This is a genomic window from Citrobacter sp. RHBSTW-00671 (assembly GCF_014103415.1).
Taxonomy (GTDB): domain Bacteria; phylum Pseudomonadota; class Gammaproteobacteria; order Enterobacterales; family Enterobacteriaceae; genus Citrobacter.
In genome coordinates this window covers 1184864-1210676 of the sequence record NZ_JABXPR010000001.1, presented here as the reverse complement: position 1 = coordinate 1210676, position 25813 = coordinate 1184864, and the positions used below count along the sequence as shown (strand labels likewise).

Genomic DNA, 25813 nt, shown 5'->3' with positions numbered 1-25813 from the left:
GATGCCGCAGAGAACACCAGCCACACAACGTTCTTACCTGGTAGCCTTGTCCAGATAAATGCTACTTCCGCCCAAACAGGTTCACAACGTTGTTTTCATGCTGCCGCTGATAGTTATTAACCCGGTCTTCCCAGATCTCAAGCGCCCTACGCTTTTCAGGCAGGTAATCATAACGATCATAGTGTTTCGAGCTAACGTCGTTCAAAGCGTGATTTTGAATACGGTCACGGATCTCTTTGCTGATCCCCGCCTCCCCCATCAGCGTTTTACAGGTACGGCGTAAATCTCGCGCCGTGAAAAATTTAAACTCAGGATTAAAGGCCCGAAAATACATGATGGAACGCGCCAGACTATCCGTGCGCACTGGGCGCTCACCGTTCGTTGATAACGGAAAAATATAGGGACTGTTACTTTCCTTAGTCAGCTCTTTAACTGAGGCTAATTCCTGTAGTGCCGATTCAGTCAGCGGGATCAGGTGCTCACGCTTGTTTTTCGATACATCGGCTATGACCAGCAACGTCTTCTGTTGCCAATCAATAGCACTCCACTGGCTGGCAATCATTTCAAACGGGCGCTGTCCACCAGCATAGACACAGAAGCGGATAAGATGCTGCATCAGCGGCCCAACATTAGTGGCCTGTGCGAACTGCTCCATGACAAAACGCAGTTCTTCCAGCATTAACCATGTATCACCCACTTTCTCCGCCGAGGACTGCTTCGGTATGGCCGATACCGGATTTACTTCAAGACCAAACGTAATACCCACGCTGGTATTCATCGGATCGTTATCGGCTTTCAGGCCGTAGTTAAATGCCGCCATCAGGTAGGAACGAATGCGGTTTGCATGGACTACCGCATCACGCTGGATAATGCCTGAGAGGATGGTTTTGACCTGAAGAGGTGTTACATCTTTCGCTTTAGTTTCGCGAGGGATAACCGTGTAGCACTCTTTTTCAAGGCGCTTCAGAACATCAGCCCAGGTCCGCTTATTGTCGAGCTTCATCTTGTTAACGTAGCCATGCACCAGCTCTTCAAATGAGCCCTGAGAACGATGGATCTGTATAATGTGCTGTTCGGCCAGGCGCTGTTGCTCAAGCTCTTGCTGGGGTTCTTTTCCTTCAACAAGCCAGGCACCATACTTTTTCGCCAGCTCATTGGCTGTTACGAGTTTCATCTCAGGCCAGATGCCCAACTGGATGAACTTCTCTTTTTTCCCTTTCTCAACGTAATAACGGAAATAAAAAACTTTGCTGCCTGAAGGCTGAACCTTAACGCCAAGCCTGCCAGTACCACGTTGAGCACTGTTGCTCCACACGTAGTACGACGTACTTTTTGTCTTCAATCCACGTATAGCAGTCTCGGTAAGATTAGCGGCCATGAGGTTACCTTTCTGAGGATAAGCGTTACCTGACCCAATGCCCATTTTGGGTCAGGTAATGGGTCAGGTAAGGATAGTACAATGGGGAAATGAGAGAACCAATCAGAAACAAAAATAACTTCATAACTGATTGATTATAGACAATTAAAAATACAAACAGAGACAATGACGAACAATTAAAAACATGTCAGTTTTATGACTCATAATCGCTTGGTCGCTGGTTCAAGTCCAGCAGGGGCCACCAAATTTCAAGGGCTTGCGAGAAATCGCAGGTCCTTTTTAGTACCGATTATACCTCCCATAAGTTACCCCCAGTGTTTATGCATTTCAGCCAATGCCATCTGGCCGATGTTAATCTTCCCCTCAACCTCCGATAATCGTCGCCCAAAAATCAGGAGGTAAAATATGACTCTAAAACCAGGTGAGAACTCCGGTAACAACGGAGGTATCTATGTGGAGGTCGGGCCACGTGGTGGGGTAAAAGATAACTTTGCCACTATCGCAGACAACAAAACCGCACCGCCAACGCAAAGTCCTAAAAGCCACTGGGTGCTGGCAAAAAGAACACCCAACAGTAGACGTAAGTAAGAGCACCCGGCGCCACTACAGTTGGCGCCTATTGCTCACAACACGTCCGGTGCTTTGCCGCCTGGCAAGCATTGTGCAAGATATTCAGTGAGGAAATCGATGCAGGTTTTGATACGATCAGAGCTTGATGAACGCCGGGTATATACGGCCCAGATATTCGCTTCCTGATACCACTGGGGCAACACGTGAACCAGCTCACCGCGTGCAATATACTGCGCAACATCCCATTCCGATCGCAATGTAATGCCATGACCTTTCAGTGCCCAAATGAGCACCACGCTGCCGCTGTTGGAAGAATGAAAACCGTTTAGTCGGCAATGTGTCTGCTGCCTGCCATCCGTTAATATCCAGTTGCCAAATGCCGAGTTTTTTTCCTGAATCATCAGGCAATCATGTTGCACAAGCGCACTAACAGACTCTGGTTTACCGTGGCGTTCGAGGTACTCAGGGGAAGCACAAAGGATCCGGCGATTAGTGGCCAACTGCCGTGCGATATACAAGTCATTGATGTCATCCCCAACGCGAATCTCAATATCGACGCCCTCCTCCACAAGATCCACTTCACGATCCGTTAGCGTGAGTTTTACCGTGATATCAGGGTAGGCGATCATAAATGACGACAGCGCCTCTGCGACATATTTATGCCCGAAACCAAATGAGCAGTTGATGGTGATATGACCCGCCAACACGCCACGTTGATTATCCAGACGACTGACAAAGCCATCCATTTCACTGACGACCTGCATCGCCCCATCCAGCGCATTTTCGCCTTCCGGTGTGAGACGCATCACTCTGTTATTACGGAAAAAAAGCCGGACGTTGAGGCATTTTTCAAGGATAGCGATACGTTTGCTGATATAGGAGGGGGATAGCCCCAGCTCCAGCGCTGCCCGGGCAAATCCACCGTTGCGGGCAACGGTGACAAAAACGAAAAGATCTTCAACAGAAGGCCAGCCCTCAAGGGGCTGGCGATGCTTTTTACCTACAGGCGTCGTTTTCATAACATCGCAGCGAGATGACGGAAAATGACAATGTTATAACACCGATCGCAAAAATGACTGCAGTTTCTGCATGAAGATCTCTGGGATCTCCTCTTGCGGAGAATGCCCGCAAGGCAATGCTTCTCCCTGCACGCGCGTTGCTTTTTCTCTCCAGGTATCCACCACATCATACAACTGCCCTACCGTGCCCTGGGCCCCCCACAGCAACAGTAATGGACACTCAATACGCGCAGACGCATCCGCAGCATCGTCTTCAAGATCAATCGATGCCGCGGCACGATAATCTTCGCAGACCGCATGGATCATCTCTGGATTCTGGTAACAGCGCAGGTATTCATTGAACGCATCTTCTGATGTCGCCCCCGCAGTTTTTAACTGACCGGCAATATGCTTGCGCAGAAAAAATGCCGGATCGTGCGCGATCATTGTTTCCGGTAATGGAAAAGGTTGGATCAGGAAAAACCACCAAAAATAGCGCGTGGCAAACGCCTTATTGGTTAACGCGTACATTGTGGCTGTCGGGGCTATGTCGATGAACGTGCAACACGTCACACTGTCAGGATAATCAAGGACCAGCCGATGTCCTACCCGTCCTCCACGGTCATGCCCGACAAAAGCGAACCGCGGATAACCCAGAATCTCCATCAGCATGACAATATCCTGCGCCATCATACGCTTTGAATAGGTACGATGCGCTGGGTCACTCGCCGGCTTGTCGCTGTCTCCATAGCCCCGTAAATCCGGCAAAATCACCGTGTGGCTTTTCGCCAATTCCGGCGCGACTTTACGCCATGTGATGTGGTTCTGCGGATGGCCATGTAAGAGCACCAACGGTGAACCGCTTCCTCCGGTGGCGGCCCGGATTGTTAAACCATTTGGCAGCCGTACATCCTTTAATGCAAACCCAGAAATGAACGGAGAAGCGCCGCGTTCAATAACTGTACTCATCACTGTCTCCTGCGTTCTTTGCTTGCCCGACATTGCCCCGTTTCATCGCCATCTCTTTTCTTAGCCACGTGCGGATACCGGACGCTTTAACCATGGGCGCCGCGCATAATGCTGCGCCTCAAAATTTTCGATCTCTGGCAGATATTGCAGTGTCCAGGCAATCGCATCTTCGCCAGCGGCCAACATCTCTCGTTTGAGTTCACTAATGACAAAAGGAAGTGTTTCATCTGCTGTCACAATCTCGCAGCGTTCAAGAGAAACCGTGATCAGATTGCTGTCAGCCTTCGCAGCTAACCGTGCCAGACGAGCCAGAGACGCGTCATCCAAAGAGATTGTCAGGATCCCGTTGCGCTGGCAGTTATCATCAAAAATCCCGGCGAAAGTGGAACCTAACAGCGCCCGGATGCCCAACTGTTTTAATCCCCAAACGGCATGTTCGCGGCTCGATCCGCAGCCAAAGTTGGGGCCGACCAGCAAAAACGTCGCGTCCTGCCAGCCCGGCATATTGAGAATAAAATCGGGATTAGGCTGACCATTGCCCAGGAAACGACGATCGAAAAACACCCCTTTATTCAACCCCTGACGATCGATCCCTTTCAGGAACTGCTTCGGCATAATCACATCGGTGTCGATATTCGGTTCCAGCATTGGCGCAATTCGCCCGCTAACTTGCTTAAACGTATCCATCTCATTCCCCCGCCTGAAGTAATGTCCGAACATCGACCAGATGCCCTGCTACCGCTGCTGCCGCGACCATCGCCGGGCTCATTAAATGCGTTTTTGCCCCTGCGCCCTGCCGCCCAGGGAAATTACGGTTCGTACCCGATGCACAGCGATCGCCTGCTGCCAGTACATCCTCGTTCATCGCAAGGCACATTGAGCAACCCGACTGACGCCATTCAAAACCAGCGTCAATGAAGATTTTCGCCAGCCCCTCGTCTTCCGCCTGGCACCGGACCTGCGTTGAACCGGGCACAATAATCCCGCGCACATGGCTGGCAATTTTGCGTCCTGCCACGACTTTCGCGACGGCCCGCAGATCTTCAATACGGCCATTCGTGCATGAGCCAATAAAAGCGTGCGAAATATGAATGTCACTCACCGGCGTACCGGGCAGCAGATCCATATACTGGAGAGCTTTCTCAAGCGCGAGGCGTTTAAGTGGATGCGTTTCGTGTTCCGGGGATGGGACATAGCCGGTGATCGCACAGGTTTGATCCGGGCTGATCCCCCAGGTCACTTTAGGTTCAAGATCGAGGCAGTCGATCGTCACGGTCTTATCAAAAACCGCATCTGCATCACTACTCAACTGCGACCACTCCTGCAATGCCTGTTGCCAGAGTTCACCTGCGGGCATTTGCGGCTTCCCGTAGATATAGTCAAAAACCTTTGCATCCGGCGCAATAATCGCACCGCGAGCTCCTGCCTCCACGGCCATATTGCAAAGCGTCATTCGCCCCTCAACACTCAGGGCACTGATTGTTTCACCGTCGAATTCGATGGCATATCCTGTCGCACCATCTGCGCCAGTACGTTCGAGTAATTCAAGAACGATATCTTTTGCAGAACAACCAAAAGGTAATTCACCCTTAACGCTGACTCGCAGGGTTTTCAGCTTACGATACACCAGCGTCTGAGTCGCCAGCAGGTGTTCGATTTCCGACGTACCGATACCAAATCCCAGAGCGCCGAACGCACCGTAAGTGGTGGTATGGCTGTCGCCAGCCGCAATCACCATTCCGGGCATGACCAGCCCTTGCTCGTGGGCAACGACATGTTCTATCCCTTGCCGTGGGTCCAGCACATCAAATAACGTGATACCAAAATCAGCGGCATTTTCCCGAAAATAATCAACCTGTAACTGACCGCCGGGATCCGTCATCAGCATATCGCGCTGAGGTCGGGTGGGATTAACATGATCAACATTCAGCAGAAAGGCTTCCGGATGCCGCACCGGCCGTCCCTGTTCCCTTAACCCGCTGAATGCTTGTGGACTGGTATATTCATTGAGTATCGAACGATCGATATAAAGTAAAACATGCCCTTCGTTATCAAGTTCCCGAACGGTATGCGATTCAACTAATTTTTCATACAGCGTTTTAGCAGACATAGATATATTCCTGGGGTAACGAATGGCTGAATAATGAGAGATTCGTCATTGAGGCTTTTAGCTATAGTGACACATTCATAAAAAAACGATGATTCCAGTCGGGAAAGTATAAAAACACACTTCGTGTTGGTGAGCAGACGCCGCCCAGAGTAGGTTGCGCTGCGATCACAACGATTTCCCAGGCACCGCTGACCTGATTATGTTCATATTTTTATTGTACCCAGAAGGACAAAACGAAATGGCGTATTTAATGAAATGGAGATCGTCAGAGGTGAACCAGATAATAAAAACGTGGTTATTCTTAAGATATAGAGTTAGCCACGCGTTTTAAACGCACCAGGTTGGCTATCGGAATTAATCAGAGTCGGGGCAGCGCTTTTGGACGCTGCCATCCCGAAGATGGAAACGTCCGTTAGCGTTTTATTCGATAGTCAGCTCACACGAGTTCTTTGAGCTGCTCCTGCATATAGGTCGAAAAATACTCTGGATTCTTGATAAGGATACGGTTACCGGAGGCAACTTTTTCTGCCCATCCGGCCACTTTTTTCGTGAACTCAGGATTCCATCCCTCCTGCTCACCCCGTGCCATCACAACTTCCGGACTCGCTGGCACACCTAAGTCATGCAAATACTTTAAGATTCCCTTAGCGGTACTTTCGTCCATTGAATGGGGTACTGACACTGAAGTGTTCATACCACCAATAAAATCCAATGCTTTCTCAATTGCTGTCGGCATGCTCTTATCCTTAAAATTAACCACGTGAGAGACACATTTATACTATGTACCCAACTCAGCCGGGATATCAAAGAGAACGTTGCCTTTATTTGATTTACCCCGCAGCTAAACGCTTGCGGCGGCTGTTTTCTGCGCTATTTTTTTGCTTCCCCGGCTAAAACCAGGCCAGTAGCCACCGCATTACGCGGCCCTTCGGTCCCCCGGATATTGCCCTGTCCCGCGACGACACCGTAATGCGCCAACGCGTCGGTGATCATCTGCGGAATCTCAAAATCCAGCGATGAGCCCCCCACCAGCACCACAAAAGTGATATCGCGAATGGAGCCGCCAGGTGACACCTGGCGCAATGCACGTAGGCAGTTGGTCACGAAGACCTTCTCCTTAGCCTGACGTCGCACCAGACGGATTTTTTCCAGCGAAGTCTGGTTATCCACGGGGATCAGCTCGCCGTCTTTCAGATACACCACTTTGGCAAACACCGACGGGCTGAGTGGTTCGCGGAAAAACTCCACCGCACCGTTCTCATGACGAATACTGAACAGGCTCTCTACTTTCGCCAGCGGGTATTTTTTTATTTCCTCGGCCAGAAACGGATCGCTCAGACCCAGTTCCGTCTGAATCAACAGGCTGACCATATTCCCCGCGCCGGCCAGATGTACCGCCTTTACTGCACCTTCGCTATTGATGATGGCTGCATCAGTGGAACCAGCGCCTAAATCGAGGATCGCCAGCGGCGCAGCACATCCAGGCGTCGTTAACGCGCCAGTCACGGCCATATTGGCCTCTACACCCCCCACTTCAACAGCGGTGTTTAATCGCGCGCTCAGCTCGCTGGCAATGGCCTGCATTTGTAAACGATCGGATTTCACCATCGCCGCAATGCCGACAGCATTTTCCATCGAACATTCCCCGGCGATGCCGCCCTGCACCTTACGCGGAATAAACGTATCAACTGCCAGCAAATCCTGAATATGCACCGCGTTCATATCATGCCCGGACAGCGACGCCATCACCTTACGCACGCGTTCCAGCATACCGCCTGCGTGCGTTCCCGCTTCACCGCGAATGTCACACACAGGCGCACAGGCGCTCATCGCCTGCATAATAGCCTGCGCCCCTTGCGCCACGTCAGCTTCGCCGCCGCGCCTTTCTCCGCGGATAAAGATCTTACCCGCCGGGATCACCCTTGAGCGCACATCACCCTGCGGCGTTTTCAGCACCACGGCGGAGCGGTTACCGATCAGCGCCCTGGCAATAGGGACGATGGTTTGCGTTTCCTCCGGCGTCAGGGCAAAGAACGTGGCGATGCCGTAGGGGTTAGACAGCGCACGAACAACCTGGCCCGCGGCCGCGACTTCGACCGCCGCCAACACCCCCTCCGGCACTTTTTCCAGCAGCGTGACTTCATCAACCACCGGCATTGTTCGCCGCAGACGATTGTTCACCAGCACGCCGTCATCTTTTTTCAGGATCGCCGCCACCACGTTTACGCCGCGATCCAACCCGTCGTTGATCAGCCAAACGGCTTCGAGGAAATCCATTTCCTCACCCACCAATGGGATCCAGCCCTGGGCAAACCGATCCTCACTCAATGCCGCCAGCTTCTCCACTGCAATGGTGGTTCCCATTCCCACGCCAACGCCACCGGGCGTTTGTGGGTTATGCCCAATCATCGTTGATTCGGTAATGATGGTTTCCGTGATCGTTTCCATCGCCACATCACCAATGACCGGTGCGGCCTCATTGATACAGATTTTCGCCACATCTTTAAGCGACCATGGCGTTTTTTCCAGTGCCTGCTGCAGGGAAGCGACCACCCCGGCAATATTATCCCGCGTTCCCTTCATGCCCGTGGTCGCGACAATCCCGCTGGCGATAAACCGACCATGCTGCGCCAACGCCACTTCCGTGGTGGCGTTGCCGATATCAATCCCTGCAATTAACGGCATATTCCCTCCGTCACTGGCTGCCTTTACGCAGCTTGTTTCTCTGCTGATACACCTCTGCCGACTCACGCACAAATCCGGCGTTCACCGTCGCGTGCCAGGTATGCTCCAGCTCATCAGCAATCGCCTGTAGCTCCGCGAATGAAGAGCGAAACGGGCGTAGCGCGTTGTAGATTTCCAGAATGCGGGTATCCGGGATGGCAATCAGTTCCGCCGCCCGACGGAAGTTGCGCGCCACGGCGTGACGGTGCATCTGTTCGGCAATCTGCGCCTGATACTCCAGCGTTTGCTGGGAAATACGCACATCCTGCGGCCCTACATGCCCCGCCAGCACATTCTCAAGGGTGATATCGGTTAACGGTTTCCCGGTGGGGGTCAGGATTTTCTCCGGGCAGCGGGTAGCTAAAGGATAATCCTGCGCGGTCATGATGTTGTCGTTCATGGTCATTCCCTTACTAATGCAATATGCAGCGTGACAGGCGCAGCATCCTGCACCACATGTTTGGTTTCTTTAATGTGAAACAGCGCGGCTTTGGCCATAAATTTGGGGCGCACCATCTGGTCATTGACCACCGGAACCGGCGAGGGCGACTCTTTGCGTGCATAGCGCGCAGCGTTCTTTCCTATCTGACGATAGGTTTCCAGCGTCAGCAGCGGGGCCTGAGAGAAGAGTTCAAGATTACTCAGGGGCAGCAAATCACGCTGATGAATCACTGTGGTTCCCTTTGACTGAATACCAATCCCGATGCCGGAGCCGCTGAGGTTCGCCGCATCCCACGCCATAAAAGAGACATCCGAGGTGCGTAGAATTCTCACCACTCGCGCATGCAGTCCCTCTTCTTCAATCCCCGCCACCAGCTCTTTCAGAATCGCGTTGTGCGGCATATCAATCAGGGTTTTGTGCTGGTGCTTGCCAAAGGCCGGTCCGACGCCAATCACCACTTCGTCAGCGCGATCGTCTGCTTTTGCCGCCTCGCCTTCACTGACCTGCAAGGTAAAAACGGGCTTACGTTCAGTTGTGCATTCCACGGTGTACCGCCTTATTCAATCGAGCTGGGCTGAACCACACCCGCAATATTTTTAATTTCCGCCCAGCGTTCGGCACTGATGCGATAGCCGGTGCCGGGTCCCTGATAATCATTGATGTCGTTCACGGCACTGACCACATCGAACTGACGATCCAGAATGGCCGATGTTTGCAGGTAATCACCGGTCACGCGCTGTCTCAACATATTGAGAATATTGCTGGCGATATCTTCAAATCCGCTACCGCTTAGCGCCCCGACGATATCCAGCCCGGTAATGTTGCGCTTCATCATCTCTTCCACTGCCGCCAGATCTTCCACCACATTGCGCGCAGGCATGTCTTTGCTGCCGTGAGCATAGGTGGCCGCCTCCACTTCCTCATCACTGATTGTCGGCAGGCCCAGTTCGCGGAATACCGCCTGAATAGCCCGCGCCGCCTTGTTACGGATGGCGATGGTTTCTTCTTCAGTTACCGGGCGCAGGCCGCCGTCAACCATCAGGTCACGTTGCAGTATGTTGTAATCATCGAAGTCTTCAGCATCGAAGTTAGAACCGGCAAACATGTTGTCGTAGTTGGGGACGGCACTATAGCCAGAGAAGATAAAGTCGGTGCCGGGCAGCATCTGCATCAGGGTGCGGGCGGTACGGCGAATATCGGAGTGTGAGAAGGTCTGGTCATTGGCCGAGGCCACTTCAAGGTCGAGCATTGACGCAATCAGGTTTTCCGCCAGCACTGCGCGAATACCCGACGGCACTGCGCCCGTCATCCCGATACAACTGACCGCCCCGTTTTGCAGCCCCTGCACACCCGCGCCCTTGGTAATGAAAATGCAGCGGGATTCCAGGTACAACATCGATTTACTCTCGGAATAGCCCATCAAGGCTTCCGAACCGGTACCGGAGGTATAGCGCATCTTCAGCCCGCGGGATGCATAGGCCGAGGCGAGAAACGCTTTTGACCACGGCGTATCGTCGCCGTCAGTGAATACCGATTCCGTTCCGTAGACCGACACCGTTTCGGCGTAGCTGGTTAACCCGCGCATTCCCAGCTCCAGCTCAGTAGCCTCTTCAACGGAACATTGTGTCAGTACGCCCGGACGACCGCACTGAGAACCGACCAACAGCGCCAGGGCGTTAAACGGCGCATAGCGGGCAATCCCGACCGTGGTTTCCTGTTCGGAAAAACCACGAATCCCCGCTTCAGCGGCATCGGCGGCAATCTGCACCGGATTATCTTTTAGGTTGGTCACGTGACACTGGTTAGAAGGGGTGCGTCGGGCGCGCATTTTTTGCAGCGCCATCATCATCTCTACCACGTTCATTTTTGCCATCACCTCCACCGCTTTCGCCGGGGTAATAGCGGTAGTAATGGCAATGATCTCTTCGCGACTGACGTGGATATCCACCAGCATTCTGGCGATCTCCAGTGCGTCGAGCTGCATGGCGCGCTCGGTTTCAGCGACGTTTATCGCGTAGTCGGCAATAAAGCGGTCAATCATGTCGAACTGTGCGCGGCTCTTGCCGTCCAGCTCAACAATACGACCCTTTTCCACCTTCACAGAAGAGGCCGGATCGTAGGGACTTTCCATGGCGATCAGCCCTTCTTCCGGCCATTCGCCAATAAGCCCATCCTGATTTACAGGACGCTTCGCAAGGACTTCGAATCGTTTTGATCTTCTCATAGTTTATAGACTCAAAAGATAAAGAATAGGGACGCCAGGCTGTATCGCTGGTGCTCTACCACCCCAGCAATCGCCTTTATCAGCAATAGCCGAACTTTAAATGAGCAGGCCGATAAAAAAATAAAATTAATTACGTTCCAATTTGATACATATTTAAATGTCAGCGTTTCATATTGAAACGGTCCACGGGAATATCCACGAAGAATTGTGACACGCTTAAATGATCATTATCAATAAATGCCGAACGCAGGAAAAAATTTAATATTTTAGAAAAATACACACTATTGACTTAATAACGCATCGCGAGAAAATACAGAAAACCCAATGAGAAAAAATAGCTGTAGCGCGATATTTTCTGCGACCTCAGCCCTACAACCTTGTCAGGAGATACTGTGAATAAGAGCCAACAAATCGCCACCATTACGCTGGCGGCCGCAAAGAAAATGGCGACTGTCGTCGAGGCAAAAGCGCTTGAAATCAACGTTCCGGTGGTCTTTTCCGTTGTTGACCGCGGCGGAAACACGCTACTGATACAGCGCATGGACGAGGCGTTTGTCACCAGTTGTGATATTTCTCTCAATAAAGCCTGGACCGCCTGCTGTCTGCGGCAGGGCACCCATGAAATTACCGACGCAGTACAACCCGGTGCTTCTCTATATGGTTTACAGCTCACCAACCAACAGCGGATTGTTATTTTTGGCGGCGGTTTACCTGTTATATTTAACGGACAATTAATCGGTGCTGTCGGCGTTAGTGGCGGTACTGTGGAACAAGATAGATTATTGGCTGAGACCGCACTGAATTGTTTCTCTGAATTATAATTTAAATCTAAGAAGGTATATTATGAGCTATCGTATGTTTGATTACCTTGTGCCGAATGTTAACTTTTTTGGCCCAAATGCTATTTCCGTTGTCGGCGAACGTTGCAAACTGTTAGGCGGTAAAAAAGCGCTGCTGGTCACCGATAAAGGTCTGCGGGCGATAAAAGACGGTGCGGTAGATAAAACGCTGGCGCATCTGCGTGAAGCCGGGATTGAGGTGGTCATCTTTGACGGCGTAGAGCCGAACCCTAAAGACACCAACGTGCGCGACGGTCTGGAGGTATTTCGTAAAGAGCAGTGCGATATCATCGTTACCGTCGGCGGCGGTAGCCCGCATGACTGCGGTAAAGGTATCGGTATCGCAGCCACGCACGAAGGCGATCTCTACAGCTACGCCGGGATTGAAACGCTGACCAATCCGCTGCCGCCAATCGTTGCGGTCAATACCACCGCGGGTACCGCCAGCGAAGTCACCCGCCACTGCGTGCTGACCAATACCAAAACCAAAGTGAAGTTTGTGATTGTCAGCTGGCGTAACCTGCCGTCGGTTTCCATTAATGACCCGCTGCTGATGCTCGGTAAACCAGCACCACTTACCGCCGCGACCGGGATGGACGCGCTGACCCACGCCGTGGAAGCTTACATTTCCAAAGATGCTAACCCGGTCACCGATGCCGCCGCGATCCAGGCGATCCGTCTGATCGCCCGTAACTTGCGCCAGGCCGTCGCGCTGGGCAGCAACCTGAAAGCCCGTGAAAATATGGCCTACGCCTCTCTGCTGGCCGGTATGGCTTTCAACAACGCCAACCTCGGCTATGTTCATGCGATGGCACACCAGCTCGGTGGTCTGTACGACATGCCGCACGGCGTGGCCAATGCGGTACTGCTGCCACATGTAGCCCGTTATAACCTGATCGCCAACCCGGAGAAATTTGCCGATATCGCTGAGTTTATGGGCGAGAACACCGACGGGCTGTCAATCATGGATGCCGCTGAGCTGGCCATTCACGCCATCGCCCGTCTTTCCGCTGATATTGGTATTCCACAGCATTTGCAGGAGCTGGGCGTCAAAGAAGCCGATTTCCCTTACATGGCAGAAATGGCGCTGAAAGACGGCAACGCGTTCTCGAACCCGCGTAAAGGGAACGAGAAAGAGATCGCTGAAATCTTCCGTCAGGCTTTCTGATAGTACAGGGGGCGCAATGTCACTTTCATCACCGGGCGTACATCTGTTTTATCACTCACGCTGGCAGGATACCCGCGTGCTTGATGAGCTGTGCTGGGGACTGGAAGAGCAAGGCGTCCCGTGCCGGACTGTCTGTTGCGACGAGAATGACTGTGCGCTGGCGTTGAGCAAACTTGCGGCCAAAAGCTCAACGCTGCGTGTCGGTCTTGGTCTCAACTCCACGGGTGATATTGCGTTAACCCACGCCCAGTTGCCCGAGGGTCGGGCGCTGGTCCGTGGTCATATCACCGCCGGAATGGCGCAGATCCGCACGCTTGGCGCCAATGCCGGCCAACTGGTCAAAGTGCTTCCTTTCAGCGAGATAAAATAAATGTACCGCATCTATACCCGCACGGGTGATAAGGGCACGACCGCGCTGTTTGGCGGCAGCCGTATCGACAAAGACGATATCCGCGTGAATGCCTATGGCACCGTGGACGAACTGATTTCCCAGCTTGGCGTCTGCTACGCCAGCACGCACCTGACAGCGCTTCGCCAGGATTTACATACCATCCAGAAGACGCTGTTTGTGCTCGGCGCGGAACTTGCCAGTGATGAGAAGGGCCTTACTCGCTTAACGCAGACGATTAGCCCCGAGGATATTCAGGCGTTGGAGCAGCTTATTGATCACAATATGACGCAAAGCGGTCCGCTAAAAGAGTTTGTTATTCCGGGGAAAAACCTCGCATCGGCACAGTTGCATGTTGCGCGCACGCTGGCGCGTCGGCTGGAGCGACTCCTCATCGCCATGGACAGAACGTTGACGCTGCGTGATGAGCTTAAGCGTTACATCAATCGTCTGTCAGATACCCTCTTCTCGATGGCGAGGATCGAAGAAACTACTCCAGATGTTTGCGCTTAAACTGGCTGGCATCGATGTCGTACTGCTTCATCTTGCGCCACAAGGTGGTGCGGCCAATATTCAACAGTTGCGACATTTCCTGCACACGTCCGCTGGTGACGCGGGCGGCATGGATAATCGCCTCTTTTTCGATGGCGGTAAACGTCAGGCTGGCCGGCAGCAGCGATGATGCAGTCTCCAGGCCTGGACGTTCGGCAAACAGATAATCCGGCAGATTACTCAGGCGAATATGGCCATTGTCGCTACTGATAGCGATATTTTCGATAATGCTGTTGAGCTCAAAATCATTGCCCGGCCACGAATAGGCCACCAGTTGTGCTAGCGCGTCATCGTCCAGCTTCAGACTGGATGAAAAGCGTTTTTTCAGGCTATTTAAGCGGGTATGAATCAGCGCCGGAATGCTGTTACGCCGTGCCCGCAGTGGTGGGATCACTATCTCAAAAGAGTGCAGCGCATAATACAGCTGGCGGCTAAAGCGGTTTTGCTCCACCAGGTTGGCGAGATCAACCGTGGTAGTGGCAATCACTTTCACATCGACCGGGATCAGGCGGCGGGCATCAAGGCGGGTCAATACCCCCTGCTTGATAACCTGCAACAACGCGGATTGCAACTCGGGTGCCAGATACTCAATTTTTTCCAGAAACAGCGTACCGCCGTTCGCCAGCTCAAGGCGGCTCAGCCGACCGTTTTCATCATCGGTTGGCGCACTGCCCATAAAATCCTGCCCCAGCACGCTGTTGGCATACAGTTGGCAGTTAACGGCGATATAAGGCCCGCTGGCGCGTTCACTTTCATTGTGAATAGCCTGGCTCAATAGCTCTTTACCCACTCCTTCTTCACCGCACAACAGAATAGGGAAACTCCCTCGTGCCGCCTGGCGACCAAAATGGATCAACCGACGGGTTTCCGGGTCATCCGTCGACATCTGTTCAAAGGTGTGGCTGACTTTCCCGAGCTGGCTGGTCATCAACTGACGCATTTGTTCAACGGGATGAAGCAGCAGAATAAAGCTGTTGCCCTGTTCTTCAACAATGGGTTTCAGAGTAATAACAGCATCAACAAACTGGTGCTGGCTTTCGAAAGTCACTTCGACGTGATTCAGGCCGCGAGCATGCTTGATCGCCCGGCGCAGCAAGGTGGGCAGATTAACCAGGTCATTAATGTTTTTACCCTGGCTGGCCTGTGCATCCAGATGTAAAAGCAAAGCGGCACGGGCATTAAGAAACTGCAGAACGCCCTGCTCGTTCCATGCCATTACGCCATCATCCATGCTCTCTAACAGCCCATACATCTGATTCAGATGGCGGTTAGATTCGGCCAACAGGCTGTCGGTCAGCAAAGAATTGCCGACTTCTCTGGCAATCGCCAGCGTCAGGGAGAGATCGGAAACGCACTCATGCTCCACCAGGCAGCACAGGGAGATGGAGCCAAACAGCCGCCCATGGTTATCAAAGACCGGGGTAGAGCAGAACGACCACGGATGCAGCGCCTGCTTAAAATGCTGATCGCCAGAGGTTTTTGTCGGCTGCCCAGGCATCGTTGCCAGCGATAGCGCACAACTGCCGATAATGCTTTCCGCACAGTAGCTACCGTCACGAAAGCCAAGCTCCGCCAGCTGTTCCACCGTCTGCGGATCGCCGCACCGGCTGAGAATACAAGCCGATTCGTCCAGAATCAGCAGCGCGCACGGACGTCCATCCATAAACTCCCAGGCATCTTCCAGCGCGGCCTGTCCAATCGTCAGCAGCGCAGTCTTACGGCGGCAAATCGACGCAAAAGTCAGACCCTGCGCCTGATGCGGTGCCTGCCAGGTTTCCCGCTGCATAAACTTGCTGCAACGATGCCATGACTGAGCAATGACCGAAGAGACTTCCTTCCCGATGCCATGAGTGTGCGCCGTCATATCCATTTCCGCTGTTTTACCATAGACAACCCCTCCGGCAGAGACTGTCAGAGGGGGAGAAGATGCCGAATAAAAGGCTTACCGACGTCTGATTAACGCGCCAGCCACTGCTGTCCCAACAGGTCTGCCGTCAGAATAGCGGCATGGACGCTTTCAGGCGTCACCGGGAACGGCATATTGTGAATGGTTTCACCTTCCGCGCAGGTGGCTTTCGCAACGGCCATAATCTTAGCGTCGATGCCGTCTTTCACGCCCATTTGCGCCAGCGTTACCGGCAGATCCACTTTCTGGCAGAAATTCAGCACCGTTTCGATCTCTTCCATCGGGCTGTTCTGCAGCACCAGTTGCGCCAGCGTACCAAACGCCACTTTTTCACCGTGGTACAAATGGTGACACTCTTCCAGAATGGTGAAACCATTATGGATGGCGTGTGCCCCCGCAAGACCACTGCTTTCAAAGCCAATGCCGCTGAGATAGGTGTTCGCTTCCACGATACGTTCCAGGGCATCGGTCACCACGCCAGCCTGTGCCGCCAGACGCGCCTTTTCACCTTCTGCCAGCAGCGTATCATAGCACAAGCGCGCCAGGCTCAGGGCCGCCGCCGTGGACTGCCCCCCCGCCATGCTGGTCGCTCTGGCATCAAAACACGCTTTTGCTTCAAACCAGGTCGAGAGCGCATCGCCCATCCCGGCCACCAGCAGACGTACCGGCGCTTTGGCGATAATTGCCGTATCCATGACAACCATATCCGGGTTTTTCGGGTAGATCAGATATTCTTCGAACTCACCGGCTTCGGTATAGATAACAGACAGCGCACTGGTTGGCGCATCCGTTGAGGCGATAGTTGGAATCACCACTACCGGCAGTTTCTGGTAGTAGCCAATCGCTTTGGCGGTATCCAGCGTTTTCCCACCGCCAATCCCAACCACACCACGGCAACCGTGCTGCTTCAGAATGGCAATCAGGCGATTAATTTCGACATGGCTGCATTCGCCATTGAAGCGTTCCGCGTGGCAGCTAATACCGTGGCTGTGCAGGCCATTGAGTACTTTGTCTCCCGCCAGTTTCATGACGAAGTCATCTGCAATCACGAAAAAGCTGTCTGCCAGATTTTTAGCGTATTGACCAAATAAGGTAGAAGCGTCAGGACCCTGGAGATATTTGGCTGGAGATTGAATAACTTTTAGCATTCCTTTCATCCTCAAATAAGTACATGTTTTTACATGGTGAGCCCTGGCGTTAACCTGTTTAGCCTGTTGCGAACGGCGAAAACGGGAGGTACCGGAGCGATGCAATAACTGTATGGCGAGGCGGGAACAAAAAAATCATTCGTCTTTTTGTTCTGATATGAAACAGATAAAAATGACATACGTTCCATATTGAAACGATTAACCATAAAAATACTAAGGTTTGCGATCCCGATCCGTTCATTTACCGACAAATCCTTACAGAACGCGAAAATCAAATTCCCTTTGCCCCTCTCTGACGCCGTTAAAAGCAGTAACAAAACGTTTACTGTGCAGTGTGGCCAACACTGAAAAGGCGATAAAAAAGTCGAGCGGGCTCGCATTGTGATCGTTCCTCGCACAAATACGTTCCATTACGGAACAAAAAATAACAATTACGTTCCGTAATGAAACTCATTTTGCCGCTGTTTTTTTCCACGCTGACTCCGCCAGAATCTCCCCATCGCCTCCGCACCATGACAATGCATTCGGGGGTTTGTCTTACACTCAACCTCGAGGAGCCGTTATGTCTCAATTCTTTTTTAATCAGCGTACCCAACTCGTTAACGACGTCATCGACGGTACGATTATCACCAGTCCGTGGAACAATCTGGCACGTCTGGAAAGCGATCCGGCTATTCGCATCGTGGTTCGTCGCGATCTCAACAAAGATAACGTGGCGGTGATCTCCGGTGGTGGCTCAGGACACGAACCCGCCCACGTTGGCTTTATCGGCAAAGGGATGTTGACCGCGGCAGTCTGTGGCGATGTGTTTGCGTCCCCGAGCGTAGATGCAGTGCTGACCGCAATCCAGGCGGTAACAGGCGAGGCAGGCTGTCTGTTGATCGTTAAAAATTACACCGGCGATCGTCTTAACTTCGGCCTCGCCGCCGAAAAAGCACGCCGCCTTGGCTATAACGTCGAAATGCTGATTGTTGGCGACGATATCTCCCTGCCGGATAACAAGCACCCTCGCGGGATTGCGGGCACTATCCTGGTTCATAAAGTGGCAGGCTATTTCGCTGAACGCGGCTACAACCTCGCAACCGTCCTGCGTGAAGCGCAGTATGCAGCAAGTAACACCTTCAGCCTGGGCGTCGCCATTTCCAGTTGCCATTTGCCGCAGGAAACCGACGCCGCACCGCGTCATCATGCAGGCCATGCCGAACTGGGCATGGGCATTCACGGCGAGCCTGGCGCCTCGGTTATCGCTACCCAAAACAGTGCGCAGGTGGTGACTCTGATGGTCGATAAACTGATGGCGGCACTGCCGGAAACCGGCCGTCTGGCGGTGATGATTAATAATCTGGGCGGCGTGTCCGTTGCTGAAATGGCTATCATCACTCGGGAACTGGCAAACAGCCCACTGCATCCGCGTATCGACTGGCTGATTGGCCCGGCCTCACTGGTCACCGCCCTGGATATGAAAGGTTTCTCGCTGACCGCCATCGTACTGGAAGAGAGCATCGAAAAAGCGCTGTTAACCGAAGTCGAAACCAGCAGCTGGCCGACGCCTGTCCCACCACGCGAAATCAACTGTGTGCCATCATCGCAGCGCAGCGCGCGCGTCGAATTCCAGCCTTCAGCCAACACGCTGGTCGCCGGGATTATTGAGCAGGTCACCGGAACGCTTTCCGATCTGGAAACACACCTCAACGCGCTGGATGCCAAAGTCGGCGATGGTGATACAGGTTCAACTTTTGCCGCTGGTGCACGTGAAATCGCTGACCTGCTGCATCGCCAGCAGCTTCCACTGGATAACCTCGCCACGCTGTTCGCCCTGATCGGCGAACGCCTGACCGTGGTGATGGGCGGGTCCAGCGGCGTACTGATGTCAATCTTCTTTACCGCCGCCGGGCAGAAGCTGGAGCAAGGGGCTGATATTGCCGAAGCCCTGAACACAGGGCTGGCGCAGATGAAGTTCTACGGTGGTGCAGACGAGGGTGACCGTACGATGATTGATGCGCTGCAACCCGCGCTGACGTCTCTGCTGGCACAACCACAAAACCTGCAAGCCGCTTTTGACGCCGCACAGGCAGGCGCAGAGCGTACCTGTCTGTCGAGCAAAGCCAACGCGGGTCGCGCATCGTATCTCAGCGGTGAAAGCCTGCTGGGCAATATGGACCCCGGCGCACACGCCGTCGCCATGGTATTTAAAGCACTGGCAGAGAGTGAGTTGGGTTAAGCCATAAGTGCCTGATGCGCTGCGCTTATCAGGCCTACGAGTGCAAACCTTTGTAGGCCGGATAAGGCGTTTGCGCCGCCATCCGGCAAAGAAATGCCTGATGCGCTGCGCTTATCAGGCCTACGAGTGCAAACCTTTGTAGGCCAGATAAGGCGTTTACGCCGCCATCCGGCAAAGAAATGCCTGATGCACTACGCTTATCAGGCCTACGAGTGCAAACCTTTGTAGACCAGATAAGGCGCTTGCGCCGCCATCCGGCAAAGAAATGCCTGATGCACTACGCTTATCAGGCCTACGAGTGCAAACCTTTGTAGACCAGATAAGGCGCTTGCGCCGCCATCCGGCAAAGAAATGCCTGATGCACTAGGCCTACGAGTGCAAACCTTTGTAGGCCGGATAAGGCGTTTACGCCGCCATCCGGCAAAGAAATGCCTGATGCACTACGCTTATCAGGCCTACGAGTGCAAACCTTTGTAGACCAGATAAGGCGCTTGCGCCGCCATCCGGCAAAGAAATGCCTGATGCACTACGCTTATCAGGCCTACCGTTTGCACGCGGTTGTAGGCCGGATAAGGCGTTTGCGCCGCCTTCTGGCTGAATATTAACGATAAACGCGAATACCGCCTTCTACGCCCCGGCTAAACAAGACTTGCCACAGCTCAATATCTCTGGCGCGGAACGCTCCGGCACAAGCGCACAGGTAATAATTGAACATTCTTCTGAAGGTTGCGGAATAACGCGATGACAGCTCCGGCCACGCCTGATTAAACCGCGCATGCCAGGCCATCAGCGTTTTATCATAGTCACTGCCAAAGTTATGCCAGTCTTCCATCACGAATCGCGACTCGCTGGCTTCAGCAATATGAGAAATCGCCGGTAAGCAGCCATTCGGGAAAATATATTTATTGATCCACGGATCAACGCTCATCCCTTTTTTATTGCTACCGATGGTATGCAGCAGGAACAATCCGTCCGATTTCAAACAGCGGTCAGCAATACTGAAATAGGTATCGTAATTTTTTGGCCCTACATGCTCAAACATCCCCACGGAGACAATACGATCGTAGTGCTTGTCGAGGTCACGATAATCCTGAAGCAGGATGGTCACATCCAGGCCTTCACAGCGCTGCTGCGCCATTTTTTGCTGCTCTTTCGAGATAGTGACGCCTTCTACCGCCACGCCATAATGGCGCGCCGCATATTCGGCCAGTCCACCCCAACCGCAACCAATATCCAGTAAACGCATACCCGGTTTCAGTTGCAGCTTCTCGCAAATCATTTTTAATTTGGCGTTTTGCGCGTCTTCTAAGGTGGTAGCCTCTTTCCAGTAACCACAGGAATATTGCATGTGGGGATCCAGCATCAGCGCAAAGAGATCGTTGCCAATATCGTAGTGTTCTTTACCGACAATCCACGCACGACTGCGGGACTGCAAATTAAACAGGCGGGCACTGGCAATACGCAATATATCCTTCAGATTTCCCGGCATTTGCTGGTCGAGTTTTGCTTTCAGGATTTTGCAGAACAGAACATCGAGACGTTCGCAGTCCCACCAGCCTTCCATATAGCTTTCGCCAAGCCCCAGGGAGCCTTGTTGCAGCACCCGTTTAAAGAAACCGGCATGATGAAGTTGAATGTCCCAGGGGCGGGAACCATTGATCTGAATATCTGCTTGCTGGAGCAGCTCTTTTCCCATTCGGGTCCAGTTATCATTTGTTTCATTGACGATGACAGCGTCTGAACAAAGCGTGTTCATGGTATTTACCAAAAGTGGGCTATTAATTATTACGCAAGATTATTATGGAAAAAAGAATGTATGTATTATGATTTGCGGACAAGATCTATCGAGCAGCGGCCACCTCACCGCAAGCAGAATCGAATTCAATATGGAAACGCTCATACATAAACATTGGAATTCCTTCCCGGACGACTCCATGGCAGAACTGCCGCAGGACGTTTGCTTTCGCTCTTATGTCCTTGAAGCCAACCACCATGTTCCGCAGCACTCGCACGCTTTTATGCAGTTTCATTTTGCCCGCAAAGGCAGTATGCGCATTGATGTCGCCGGCAAGTGCTGGATAATCCCCGCGCATTACGGCATCTGGATCCCCAATAATACTGAGCACGCAGTTTGGGCGCTGGATGATGTGCATTTAGAGAATCTGGATATTAAACCGGGCTTTCTCGAAGAAAGTATCCATGAGTGTAAAGTCGTGGCGATCAGTGATTTCGCCAGAGAGTTTATTCATTACGCCACGAATTCAATTTCAGGCCATTATGATAGCCAGTCAAAAGAAGGCAAACTGGTCAGTGTGCTGGTGGACATTATTCTGCAATTACCAGAGGTCGCCTTTGTATTACCCTGGCCGCAGGATCGCGAATTAACCAATGTATGCCGAACAATACAAGCGTCTCCGGCGCTGGAACATTCAGTAGAGTATTGGGCACAACATTTGGGTATGTCTGCCCGCACCTTTTCGCGTCATTTCAAAAAAGAAACCGGATTACCCTTCAGCGTCTGGAAGCAAAAAATGCGAATTCTGGAGTCTGTACTCATGCTGAAGAAAAATAAAAGCGTAACCGCCGTGGCGCTCGATGTAGGATATTCAAGCACCGCAGCGTTTAGTTATGCATTCCGCCAGGCGTTTGGCGTTTCACCGTCACATTATTAATTAACGTTCCGACCGTTGATGCCAGTAAGCCGCGGCACGCACCAACTGCTGATCGAAAGCCTCAGTAACAAAGCGGGCGCTCAGGTTTTTCACCACTTTTCCTTCGCCAGTTATCCAGATGAAATAATCCTGTGCAGGCACGGTCAGCTGTGAAAGCTGCTCATTCACCGCCTGTTCGTCATGGCCGACAAACCACTGAATCGTAAAACCGTCGAGATGAGCGAAATAATCCTGATACGCTGCATCGCGTACGCTGACCAGCGCCGTCACGTTTGGACGTACCGCTAAACGACCGATCGCCTCCAGCCGACGACGTAGCGCTGGCATTCCAGATTCATCACACACGTAAACCTGGTACGCATAGTCTTCTGGTACCACCAGCGAGCCACGCGGTCCGCCAATCGTCAATTTGTCACCTTCACGCGCATTCATCGCCCACGTACTCGCCACGCCGCCGTCGTGGATATAAAAATCCAGCGCCAGTTCATGGCGTGCCGGGTCATACAACGGCGTGTAATCACGGGATACCGGGCGTACACCCTCTGGCCAGACAATCCCCTCATCCGTCACCACGGGTGGCACAAAGTGACTGCCCGGCTCAGGGAAAAAGACCTTGGTGTGGTCGTCAAAACCCTGTGAGCTAAAACCATCCAGAGCGTCACCGCCCAGTACAATGCGCTGGAAACCCGCGCTGATACGTTCAACCCGCAGGACGGTCAGTTCACGGAAGCGCAGCTCATTGCGAACGCGCTGTGGATAGCGTGAAGTGTTATTTATCATTTTTTCGCCTTAGTGACAGAGATTAGATATATCTAAATGAATTACAAATGATAATGATTGCTAATTGAGAATATTGCAAGAACTTTTTTGATAGGGTCTGGACAGAGCCTCCAAAACGCCGCAATAAAAATAAATACATATAAATCAAGAAATTAAATTAATATTTCCACATAAGCTTGCAAATAGAAAAAGTTTAGATATAAATTAGATATATCTAAACAACATCAGGAGATGAATGATGCAAGATCATCATGAAGGGTGCTGCAAACATGCAGAACACCAGCACGAAGGCTGCTGTAAGGGTGAAGGGCATCGCCACGAAGGTCATCACAGTGAACACCACGAAGGTTGCTGTAAAGGTGAAGAACGTCATCAGGAAGGCTGTAACAAAGAACACCACCATGAGCATGGCTGCGGACACCGCCACGGGCGCGGCGGTGGTGGCGGTCGACGTCAGCGTTTCTTCGGCCACGGCGAATTACGTCTGGTGATTCTCGACATTTTGACCCGCGATGCCAGTCACGGTTATGAGCTAATCAAAGCCATTGAAACATTGACTCAGGGTAATTACACCCCAAGCCCGGGCGTGATTTACCCGACACTGGATTTCTTGCAGGATCAGTCGCTTATCGCCATCCGTGACGAGGAAGGTGGACGTAAGCAAATTACAATCACGGAGCAAGGCCTGCAATGGCTGGAAGAGAACCAGGAACATCTGGAACATATCCACGAACGTATTAAAGCACGCTGTGTCGGCTTTGAATTACGCAAGAATCCACAGATGAAAAGAGCACTGGAGAATTTTAAAGCCGTGCTGGATCTGCGGGTCAATCACGGTGACACCAGCGAAGCGCAAATCAAGAAGATCATCGGTATTATCGATCGCGCATCGCTGGACATCACCCAGCTTGATTAAGCAGGCTGCGCGTCCTCTTTACGCAAGCGGAACACTTTAATCATCTCTTTTAAGTGTAATGCCTGTTCGTTTAATGACGCCGCTGCCGCAACGGACTCCTCTACCAGACAGGAGTTCTGTTGCGTAGTGGTGTCGATCAGGCCAATCGCACTGTTAATCTGCGAAATACCGTCCGTCTGCTCGCGGCTGGCCTGACCGATTTCCCGCAATATCACATCCATTTCTTCAACGTTAGTGACCATTCCAGTGATCAACGCGTTGGCTTTTTCAACCAGCGCCAGTCCTTCCCGGGTTTGACTGGTGGAGTCTTCAATCAGATTGCGGATCTCACTGGCAGACGATGCGCTTTTTTGCGCCAGTTGACGCACTTCTCCGGCAACTACCGCGAAACCACGCCCGTGCTCACCGGCGCGCGCCGCTTCGACAGCCGCATTCAGCGCCAAAATATTGGTTTGAAAAGCAATCGAATCGATCAGGTTGATAATTTCTGACATACGGTTAGAGGTTTCATTAATCACGCGTATTTTCTGCGTCACCTGATTCATCATCTCACCGTTGTTTTTCACGACCGTCGCCGCTCCCGTAGACAGCTTCGTCGCTTCATGGGTATGGTCTGCCGTCGTTTTGACCGTCGCGGTAATTTGTTCCATCGACGCCGCGGTCTGTTCTACCGAGCTTGCCTGTTCTTCGGTACGCGCAGCCAAATCCTGATTACCCGCGACAATCTGTGCCGCCGCCGCAGAGATATTCTCGGAGCCGTTTTGCACTTCCTCGACAATCTCTAACAGTCGGGTTTTCATTGCCATCAGCGCTTGCAGCAGCACACCGGTCTCATCCTTCTGTTCCATACTGATGCTGCGAGTAAGGTCGCCCTGCGCAATCGCCTCGGCAAACTGCACGGCTTCATTAAGGGGTCGGGTAATTGAGCGCACAATATACCAACCCATCACACAACCAGCGGCAATGCTAATCAGCGCCAGAGTAATCAACAGCGCACGATTGGTGTGGAAATCATATTCCACCTGAGCGCCCGCCTTCTGCATCTGGGCATCTTCAATGGCGATCAATTCCTGCACTTTTGCTTTATACGCCTGCTGCACATTCACCGTGCGGGTCATCATCTCGTGCATCGCACCGGAGCGATCGTGATTCTGCAGCGCCTGCAGAATGCGGAATCGGGAAGCCAGATACTGCTCACGCACATCGCGGATATCCGCAACAATTTTTTTGGAGGCATCATTGAGCGGCGCAGCACTCAGCCCATCCAGCAGAGCAGAAATTTGCTGGCTGATGGTATCGAGCTTTTTCTGGGACGCCTGGGTCCATTTGCCTTCCTCATCCAATAACATCAATTGTTGAGTACTGACAAACTCCTGAAAATTATCAATGAGCAGATTGGCTTTTACCGTAATCGGATAGTCATTGGTAATGATGTTCTGCATCCCACTGTTACTACGATCCAGACTCAACAGCGAAAGGCCCGAACTCACCATCATCAGTACAATAAACAAACCAAACGCGATAAATAATTTCGAGCGAATCTTTACGTTATGCAAGAACATATTTTCTCCCTGGAGACAGTTTTCTTCAGACAGATATCCTTATCGGTCAGCATTAACCTAACTTTATGATATTGATCGTTTTTTAATTTACATCAATGTTACCAAATAGCTTTTGACGATGAATCAAGCAAGACCGATCGTTATATAAGCGATATTTAACAATATTTAAAAACAGGGCGCTCGCCGTCAAAATGGAATAATGAAAATAGAACCGTAATACCAAAGTGGTATTATTTAATATATAAT

The 25813-nt window shown here is 52.1% G+C and carries 22 protein-coding genes and 2 pseudogenes; 9 read left to right on the top strand and 15 right to left on the bottom strand.

The genetic code is table 11. The features are described from left to right. Positions 1 to 61: 61 nt before the first annotated feature. On the bottom strand, positions 62 to 1378 hold the full coding sequence (locus HV261_RS05835; protein WP_202037712.1) for a tyrosine-type recombinase/integrase: 1317 nt from the start codon (positions 1376 to 1378) through the stop codon (positions 62 to 64). Positions 1379 to 1783: 405 nt separating this feature from the next. Here HV261_RS05835 and HV261_RS05830 point away from each other — a divergent pair. Further along, positions 1784 to 2057 (top strand): annotated as a pseudogene (locus tag HV261_RS05830) (cytoplasmic protein). Here HV261_RS05830 and HV261_RS05825 read toward each other — a convergent pair. The 9 genes from HV261_RS05825 to HV261_RS05785 form a co-directional block, all read right to left on the bottom strand. Further along, the gene (locus tag HV261_RS05825; RefSeq protein ID WP_202037711.1) at positions 2002 to 2967 is read right to left on the bottom strand and encodes a LysR family transcriptional regulator; all 966 of its coding nucleotides are present in this window, start codon (positions 2965 to 2967) and stop codon (positions 2002 to 2004) included. The pseudogene HV261_RS05830 and the gene HV261_RS05825 overlap by 56 nt on opposite strands. 33 nt (positions 2968 to 3000) lie before the next feature. After that, the gene (locus HV261_RS05820) at positions 3001 to 3915 is read right to left on the bottom strand and encodes an alpha/beta fold hydrolase (protein WP_202037710.1); all 915 of its coding nucleotides are present in this window, start codon (positions 3913 to 3915) and stop codon (positions 3001 to 3003) included. A gap of 60 nt (positions 3916 to 3975) precedes the next feature. Next, positions 3976 to 4602 carry a 3-isopropylmalate dehydratase small subunit gene (leuD, locus tag HV261_RS05815; protein ID WP_202037709.1) on the bottom strand — a complete coding sequence of 209 codons (627 nt, stop codon included), beginning with the start codon at positions 4600 to 4602 and terminating at the stop codon, positions 3976 to 3978. A 1-nt stretch (position 4603) separates the two neighbouring features. Further along, entirely contained in the window at positions 4604 to 6025 is a 1422-nt protein-coding gene (gene leuC / locus HV261_RS05810; RefSeq protein ID WP_202037708.1) for a 3-isopropylmalate dehydratase large subunit, read from the bottom strand. A gap of 436 nt (positions 6026 to 6461) precedes the next feature. Further along, positions 6462 to 6785, bottom strand: a complete 324-nt coding sequence (locus tag HV261_RS05805) for a DUF1889 family protein (protein WP_071887391.1) — start codon at positions 6783 to 6785, stop codon at positions 6462 to 6464. Positions 6786 to 6895: 110 nt separating this feature from the next. Then, on the bottom strand, positions 6896 to 8710 hold the full coding sequence (locus tag HV261_RS05800; protein ID WP_202037707.1) for a diol dehydratase reactivase subunit alpha: 1815 nt from the start codon (positions 8708 to 8710) through the stop codon (positions 6896 to 6898). A 10-nt stretch (positions 8711 to 8720) separates the two neighbouring features. Next, positions 8721 to 9149, bottom strand: a complete 429-nt coding sequence (locus HV261_RS05795) for a diol dehydratase small subunit (protein WP_202037706.1) — start codon at positions 9147 to 9149, stop codon at positions 8721 to 8723. A gap of 2 nt (positions 9150 to 9151) precedes the next feature. Continuing rightward, positions 9152 to 9736, bottom strand: coding sequence for a propanediol/glycerol family dehydratase medium subunit (locus tag HV261_RS05790; RefSeq protein ID WP_040230555.1), 585 nt, complete (start codon positions 9734 to 9736; stop codon positions 9152 to 9154). 11 nt (positions 9737 to 9747) lie between these two features. Next, positions 9748 to 11415 carry a propanediol/glycerol family dehydratase large subunit gene (locus HV261_RS05785; protein WP_040230554.1) on the bottom strand — a complete coding sequence of 556 codons (1668 nt, stop codon included), beginning with the start codon at positions 11413 to 11415 and terminating at the stop codon, positions 9748 to 9750. 392 nt (positions 11416 to 11807) lie between these two features. On the opposite strand from HV261_RS05785, the gene HV261_RS05780 reads away from it, so the two are divergent. The 4 genes from HV261_RS05780 to HV261_RS05765 are packed head-to-tail and all read left to right on the top strand — an operon-like array spanning position 11808 to position 14323. Beyond that, on the top strand, positions 11808 to 12236 hold the full coding sequence (locus tag HV261_RS05780; protein WP_202037705.1) for a GlcG/HbpS family heme-binding protein: 429 nt from the start codon (positions 11808 to 11810) through the stop codon (positions 12234 to 12236). 22 nt (positions 12237 to 12258) lie between these two features. After that, positions 12259 to 13422 (top strand): 1,3-propanediol dehydrogenase, encoded by a 1164-nt coding sequence (gene dhaT, locus HV261_RS05775; RefSeq protein ID WP_202037704.1) that lies wholly within the window; start codon positions 12259 to 12261, stop codon positions 13420 to 13422. A gap of 16 nt (positions 13423 to 13438) precedes the next feature. Further along, positions 13439 to 13792: a glycerol dehydratase reactivase beta/small subunit family protein gene (locus HV261_RS05770; protein ID WP_202037703.1), complete on the top strand. Its 354-nt coding sequence runs from the start codon at positions 13439 to 13441 to the stop codon at positions 13790 to 13792. After that, positions 13793 to 14323, top strand: coding sequence for a cob(I)yrinic acid a,c-diamide adenosyltransferase (locus HV261_RS05765; RefSeq protein ID WP_202037702.1), 531 nt, complete (start codon positions 13793 to 13795; stop codon positions 14321 to 14323). On the opposite strand, the gene dhaR is transcribed toward HV261_RS05765, so the two are convergent. Both dhaR and HV261_RS05755 read right to left on the bottom strand, forming a co-directional pair. After that, entirely contained in the window at positions 14301 to 16226 is a 1926-nt protein-coding gene (gene dhaR, locus HV261_RS05760) for a dihydroxyacetone kinase operon transcriptional regulator DhaR (protein WP_202037701.1), read from the bottom strand. The genes HV261_RS05765 and dhaR overlap by 23 nt on opposite strands. A gap of 92 nt (positions 16227 to 16318) precedes the next feature. Continuing rightward, positions 16319 to 17416, bottom strand: a complete 1098-nt coding sequence (locus tag HV261_RS05755) for a glycerol dehydrogenase (protein WP_005131422.1) — start codon at positions 17414 to 17416, stop codon at positions 16319 to 16321. Positions 17417 to 17978: 562 nt separating this feature from the next. Here HV261_RS05755 and HV261_RS05750 point away from each other — a divergent pair. Together HV261_RS05750 and HV261_RS27915 are read left to right on the top strand one after the other, a co-directional pair. Further along, positions 17979 to 19637, top strand: coding sequence for a glycerone kinase (locus HV261_RS05750; protein WP_202037700.1), 1659 nt, complete (start codon positions 17979 to 17981; stop codon positions 19635 to 19637). Between the two features lie 104 nt (positions 19638 to 19741). After that, positions 19742 to 19951 (top strand): annotated as a pseudogene (locus tag HV261_RS27915) (hypothetical protein); the annotation flags it as partial. A gap of 287 nt (positions 19952 to 20238) precedes the next feature. Here HV261_RS27915 and cfa read toward each other — a convergent pair. After that, on the bottom strand, positions 20239 to 21393 hold the full coding sequence (gene cfa, locus HV261_RS05745) for a cyclopropane fatty acyl phospholipid synthase (protein WP_137382521.1): 1155 nt from the start codon (positions 21391 to 21393) through the stop codon (positions 20239 to 20241). Positions 21394 to 21460: 67 nt separating this feature from the next. Here cfa and HV261_RS05740 point away from each other — a divergent pair, with 67 nt between their 5' ends. Then, entirely contained in the window at positions 21461 to 22309 is an 849-nt protein-coding gene (locus tag HV261_RS05740; protein ID WP_202039663.1) for a helix-turn-helix transcriptional regulator, read from the top strand. On the opposite strand, the gene HV261_RS05735 is transcribed toward HV261_RS05740, so the two are convergent. After that, a complete protein-coding gene (locus HV261_RS05735) occupies positions 22310 to 23086 on the bottom strand; it encodes a siderophore-interacting protein (RefSeq protein WP_202039662.1) in 777 nt (258 codons plus the stop codon). A gap of 241 nt (positions 23087 to 23327) precedes the next feature. Between HV261_RS05735 and HV261_RS05730 the strand changes: the two genes are divergently transcribed. After that, positions 23328 to 24005 carry a PadR family transcriptional regulator gene (locus HV261_RS05730; RefSeq protein ID WP_202039661.1) on the top strand — a complete coding sequence of 226 codons (678 nt, stop codon included), beginning with the start codon at positions 23328 to 23330 and terminating at the stop codon, positions 24003 to 24005. Here HV261_RS05730 and HV261_RS05725 read toward each other — a convergent pair. Continuing rightward, a complete protein-coding gene (locus HV261_RS05725) occupies positions 24002 to 25567 on the bottom strand; it encodes a methyl-accepting chemotaxis protein (protein ID WP_202037699.1) in 1566 nt (521 codons plus the stop codon). The genes HV261_RS05730 and HV261_RS05725 overlap by 4 nt on opposite strands. Positions 25568 to 25813: the final 246 nt, after the last annotated feature.

What these genes read in the sequence shown, in the direction of transcription:
- leuD (WP_202037709.1), bottom strand. Translation starts at nt 4,602, where the DNA reads ATGGATACGTTTAAGCAAGTTAGCGGGCGAATTGCGCCAATGCTGGAA.
- HV261_RS05725 (WP_202037699.1), bottom strand. Translation starts at nt 25,567, where the DNA reads ATGTTCTTGCATAACGTAAAGATTCGCTCGAAATTATTTATCGCGTTT.
- HV261_RS05770 (WP_202037703.1), top strand. Translation starts at nt 13,439, where the DNA reads ATGTCACTTTCATCACCGGGCGTACATCTGTTTTATCACTCACGCTGG.
- HV261_RS05755 (WP_005131422.1), bottom strand. Translation starts at nt 17,416, where the DNA reads ATGCTAAAAGTTATTCAATCTCCAGCCAAATATCTCCAGGGTCCTGAC.
- HV261_RS05835 (WP_202037712.1), bottom strand. Translation starts at nt 1,378, where the DNA reads ATGGCCGCTAATCTTACCGAGACTGCTATACGTGGATTGAAGACAAAA.
- HV261_RS05765 (WP_202037702.1), top strand. Translation starts at nt 13,793, where the DNA reads ATGTACCGCATCTATACCCGCACGGGTGATAAGGGCACGACCGCGCTG.
- leuC (WP_202037708.1), bottom strand. Translation starts at nt 6,025, where the DNA reads ATGTCTGCTAAAACGCTGTATGAAAAATTAGTTGAATCGCATACCGTT.
- dhaR (WP_202037701.1), bottom strand. Translation starts at nt 16,226, where the DNA reads ATGACGGCGCACACTCATGGCATCGGGAAGGAAGTCTCTTCGGTCATT.
- HV261_RS05795 (WP_202037706.1), bottom strand. Translation starts at nt 9,149, where the DNA reads ATGAACGACAACATCATGACCGCGCAGGATTATCCTTTAGCTACCCGC.
- HV261_RS05740 (WP_202039663.1), top strand. Translation starts at nt 21,461, where the DNA reads ATGATTTGCGGACAAGATCTATCGAGCAGCGGCCACCTCACCGCAAGC.
- dhaT (WP_202037704.1), top strand. Translation starts at nt 12,259, where the DNA reads ATGAGCTATCGTATGTTTGATTACCTTGTGCCGAATGTTAACTTTTTT.
- HV261_RS05785 (WP_040230554.1), bottom strand. Translation starts at nt 11,415, where the DNA reads ATGAGAAGATCAAAACGATTCGAAGTCCTTGCGAAGCGTCCTGTAAAT.
- HV261_RS05820 (WP_202037710.1), bottom strand. Translation starts at nt 3,915, where the DNA reads ATGAGTACAGTTATTGAACGCGGCGCTTCTCCGTTCATTTCTGGGTTT.
- HV261_RS05730 (WP_202039661.1), top strand. Translation starts at nt 23,328, where the DNA reads ATGCAAGATCATCATGAAGGGTGCTGCAAACATGCAGAACACCAGCAC.
- HV261_RS05825 (WP_202037711.1), bottom strand. Translation starts at nt 2,967, where the DNA reads ATGAAAACGACGCCTGTAGGTAAAAAGCATCGCCAGCCCCTTGAGGGC.
- cfa (WP_137382521.1), bottom strand. Translation starts at nt 21,393, where the DNA reads ATGAACACGCTTTGTTCAGACGCTGTCATCGTCAATGAAACAAATGAT.
- HV261_RS05800 (WP_202037707.1), bottom strand. Translation starts at nt 8,710, where the DNA reads ATGCCGTTAATTGCAGGGATTGATATCGGCAACGCCACCACGGAAGTG.
- HV261_RS05750 (WP_202037700.1), top strand. Translation starts at nt 17,979, where the DNA reads ATGTCTCAATTCTTTTTTAATCAGCGTACCCAACTCGTTAACGACGTC.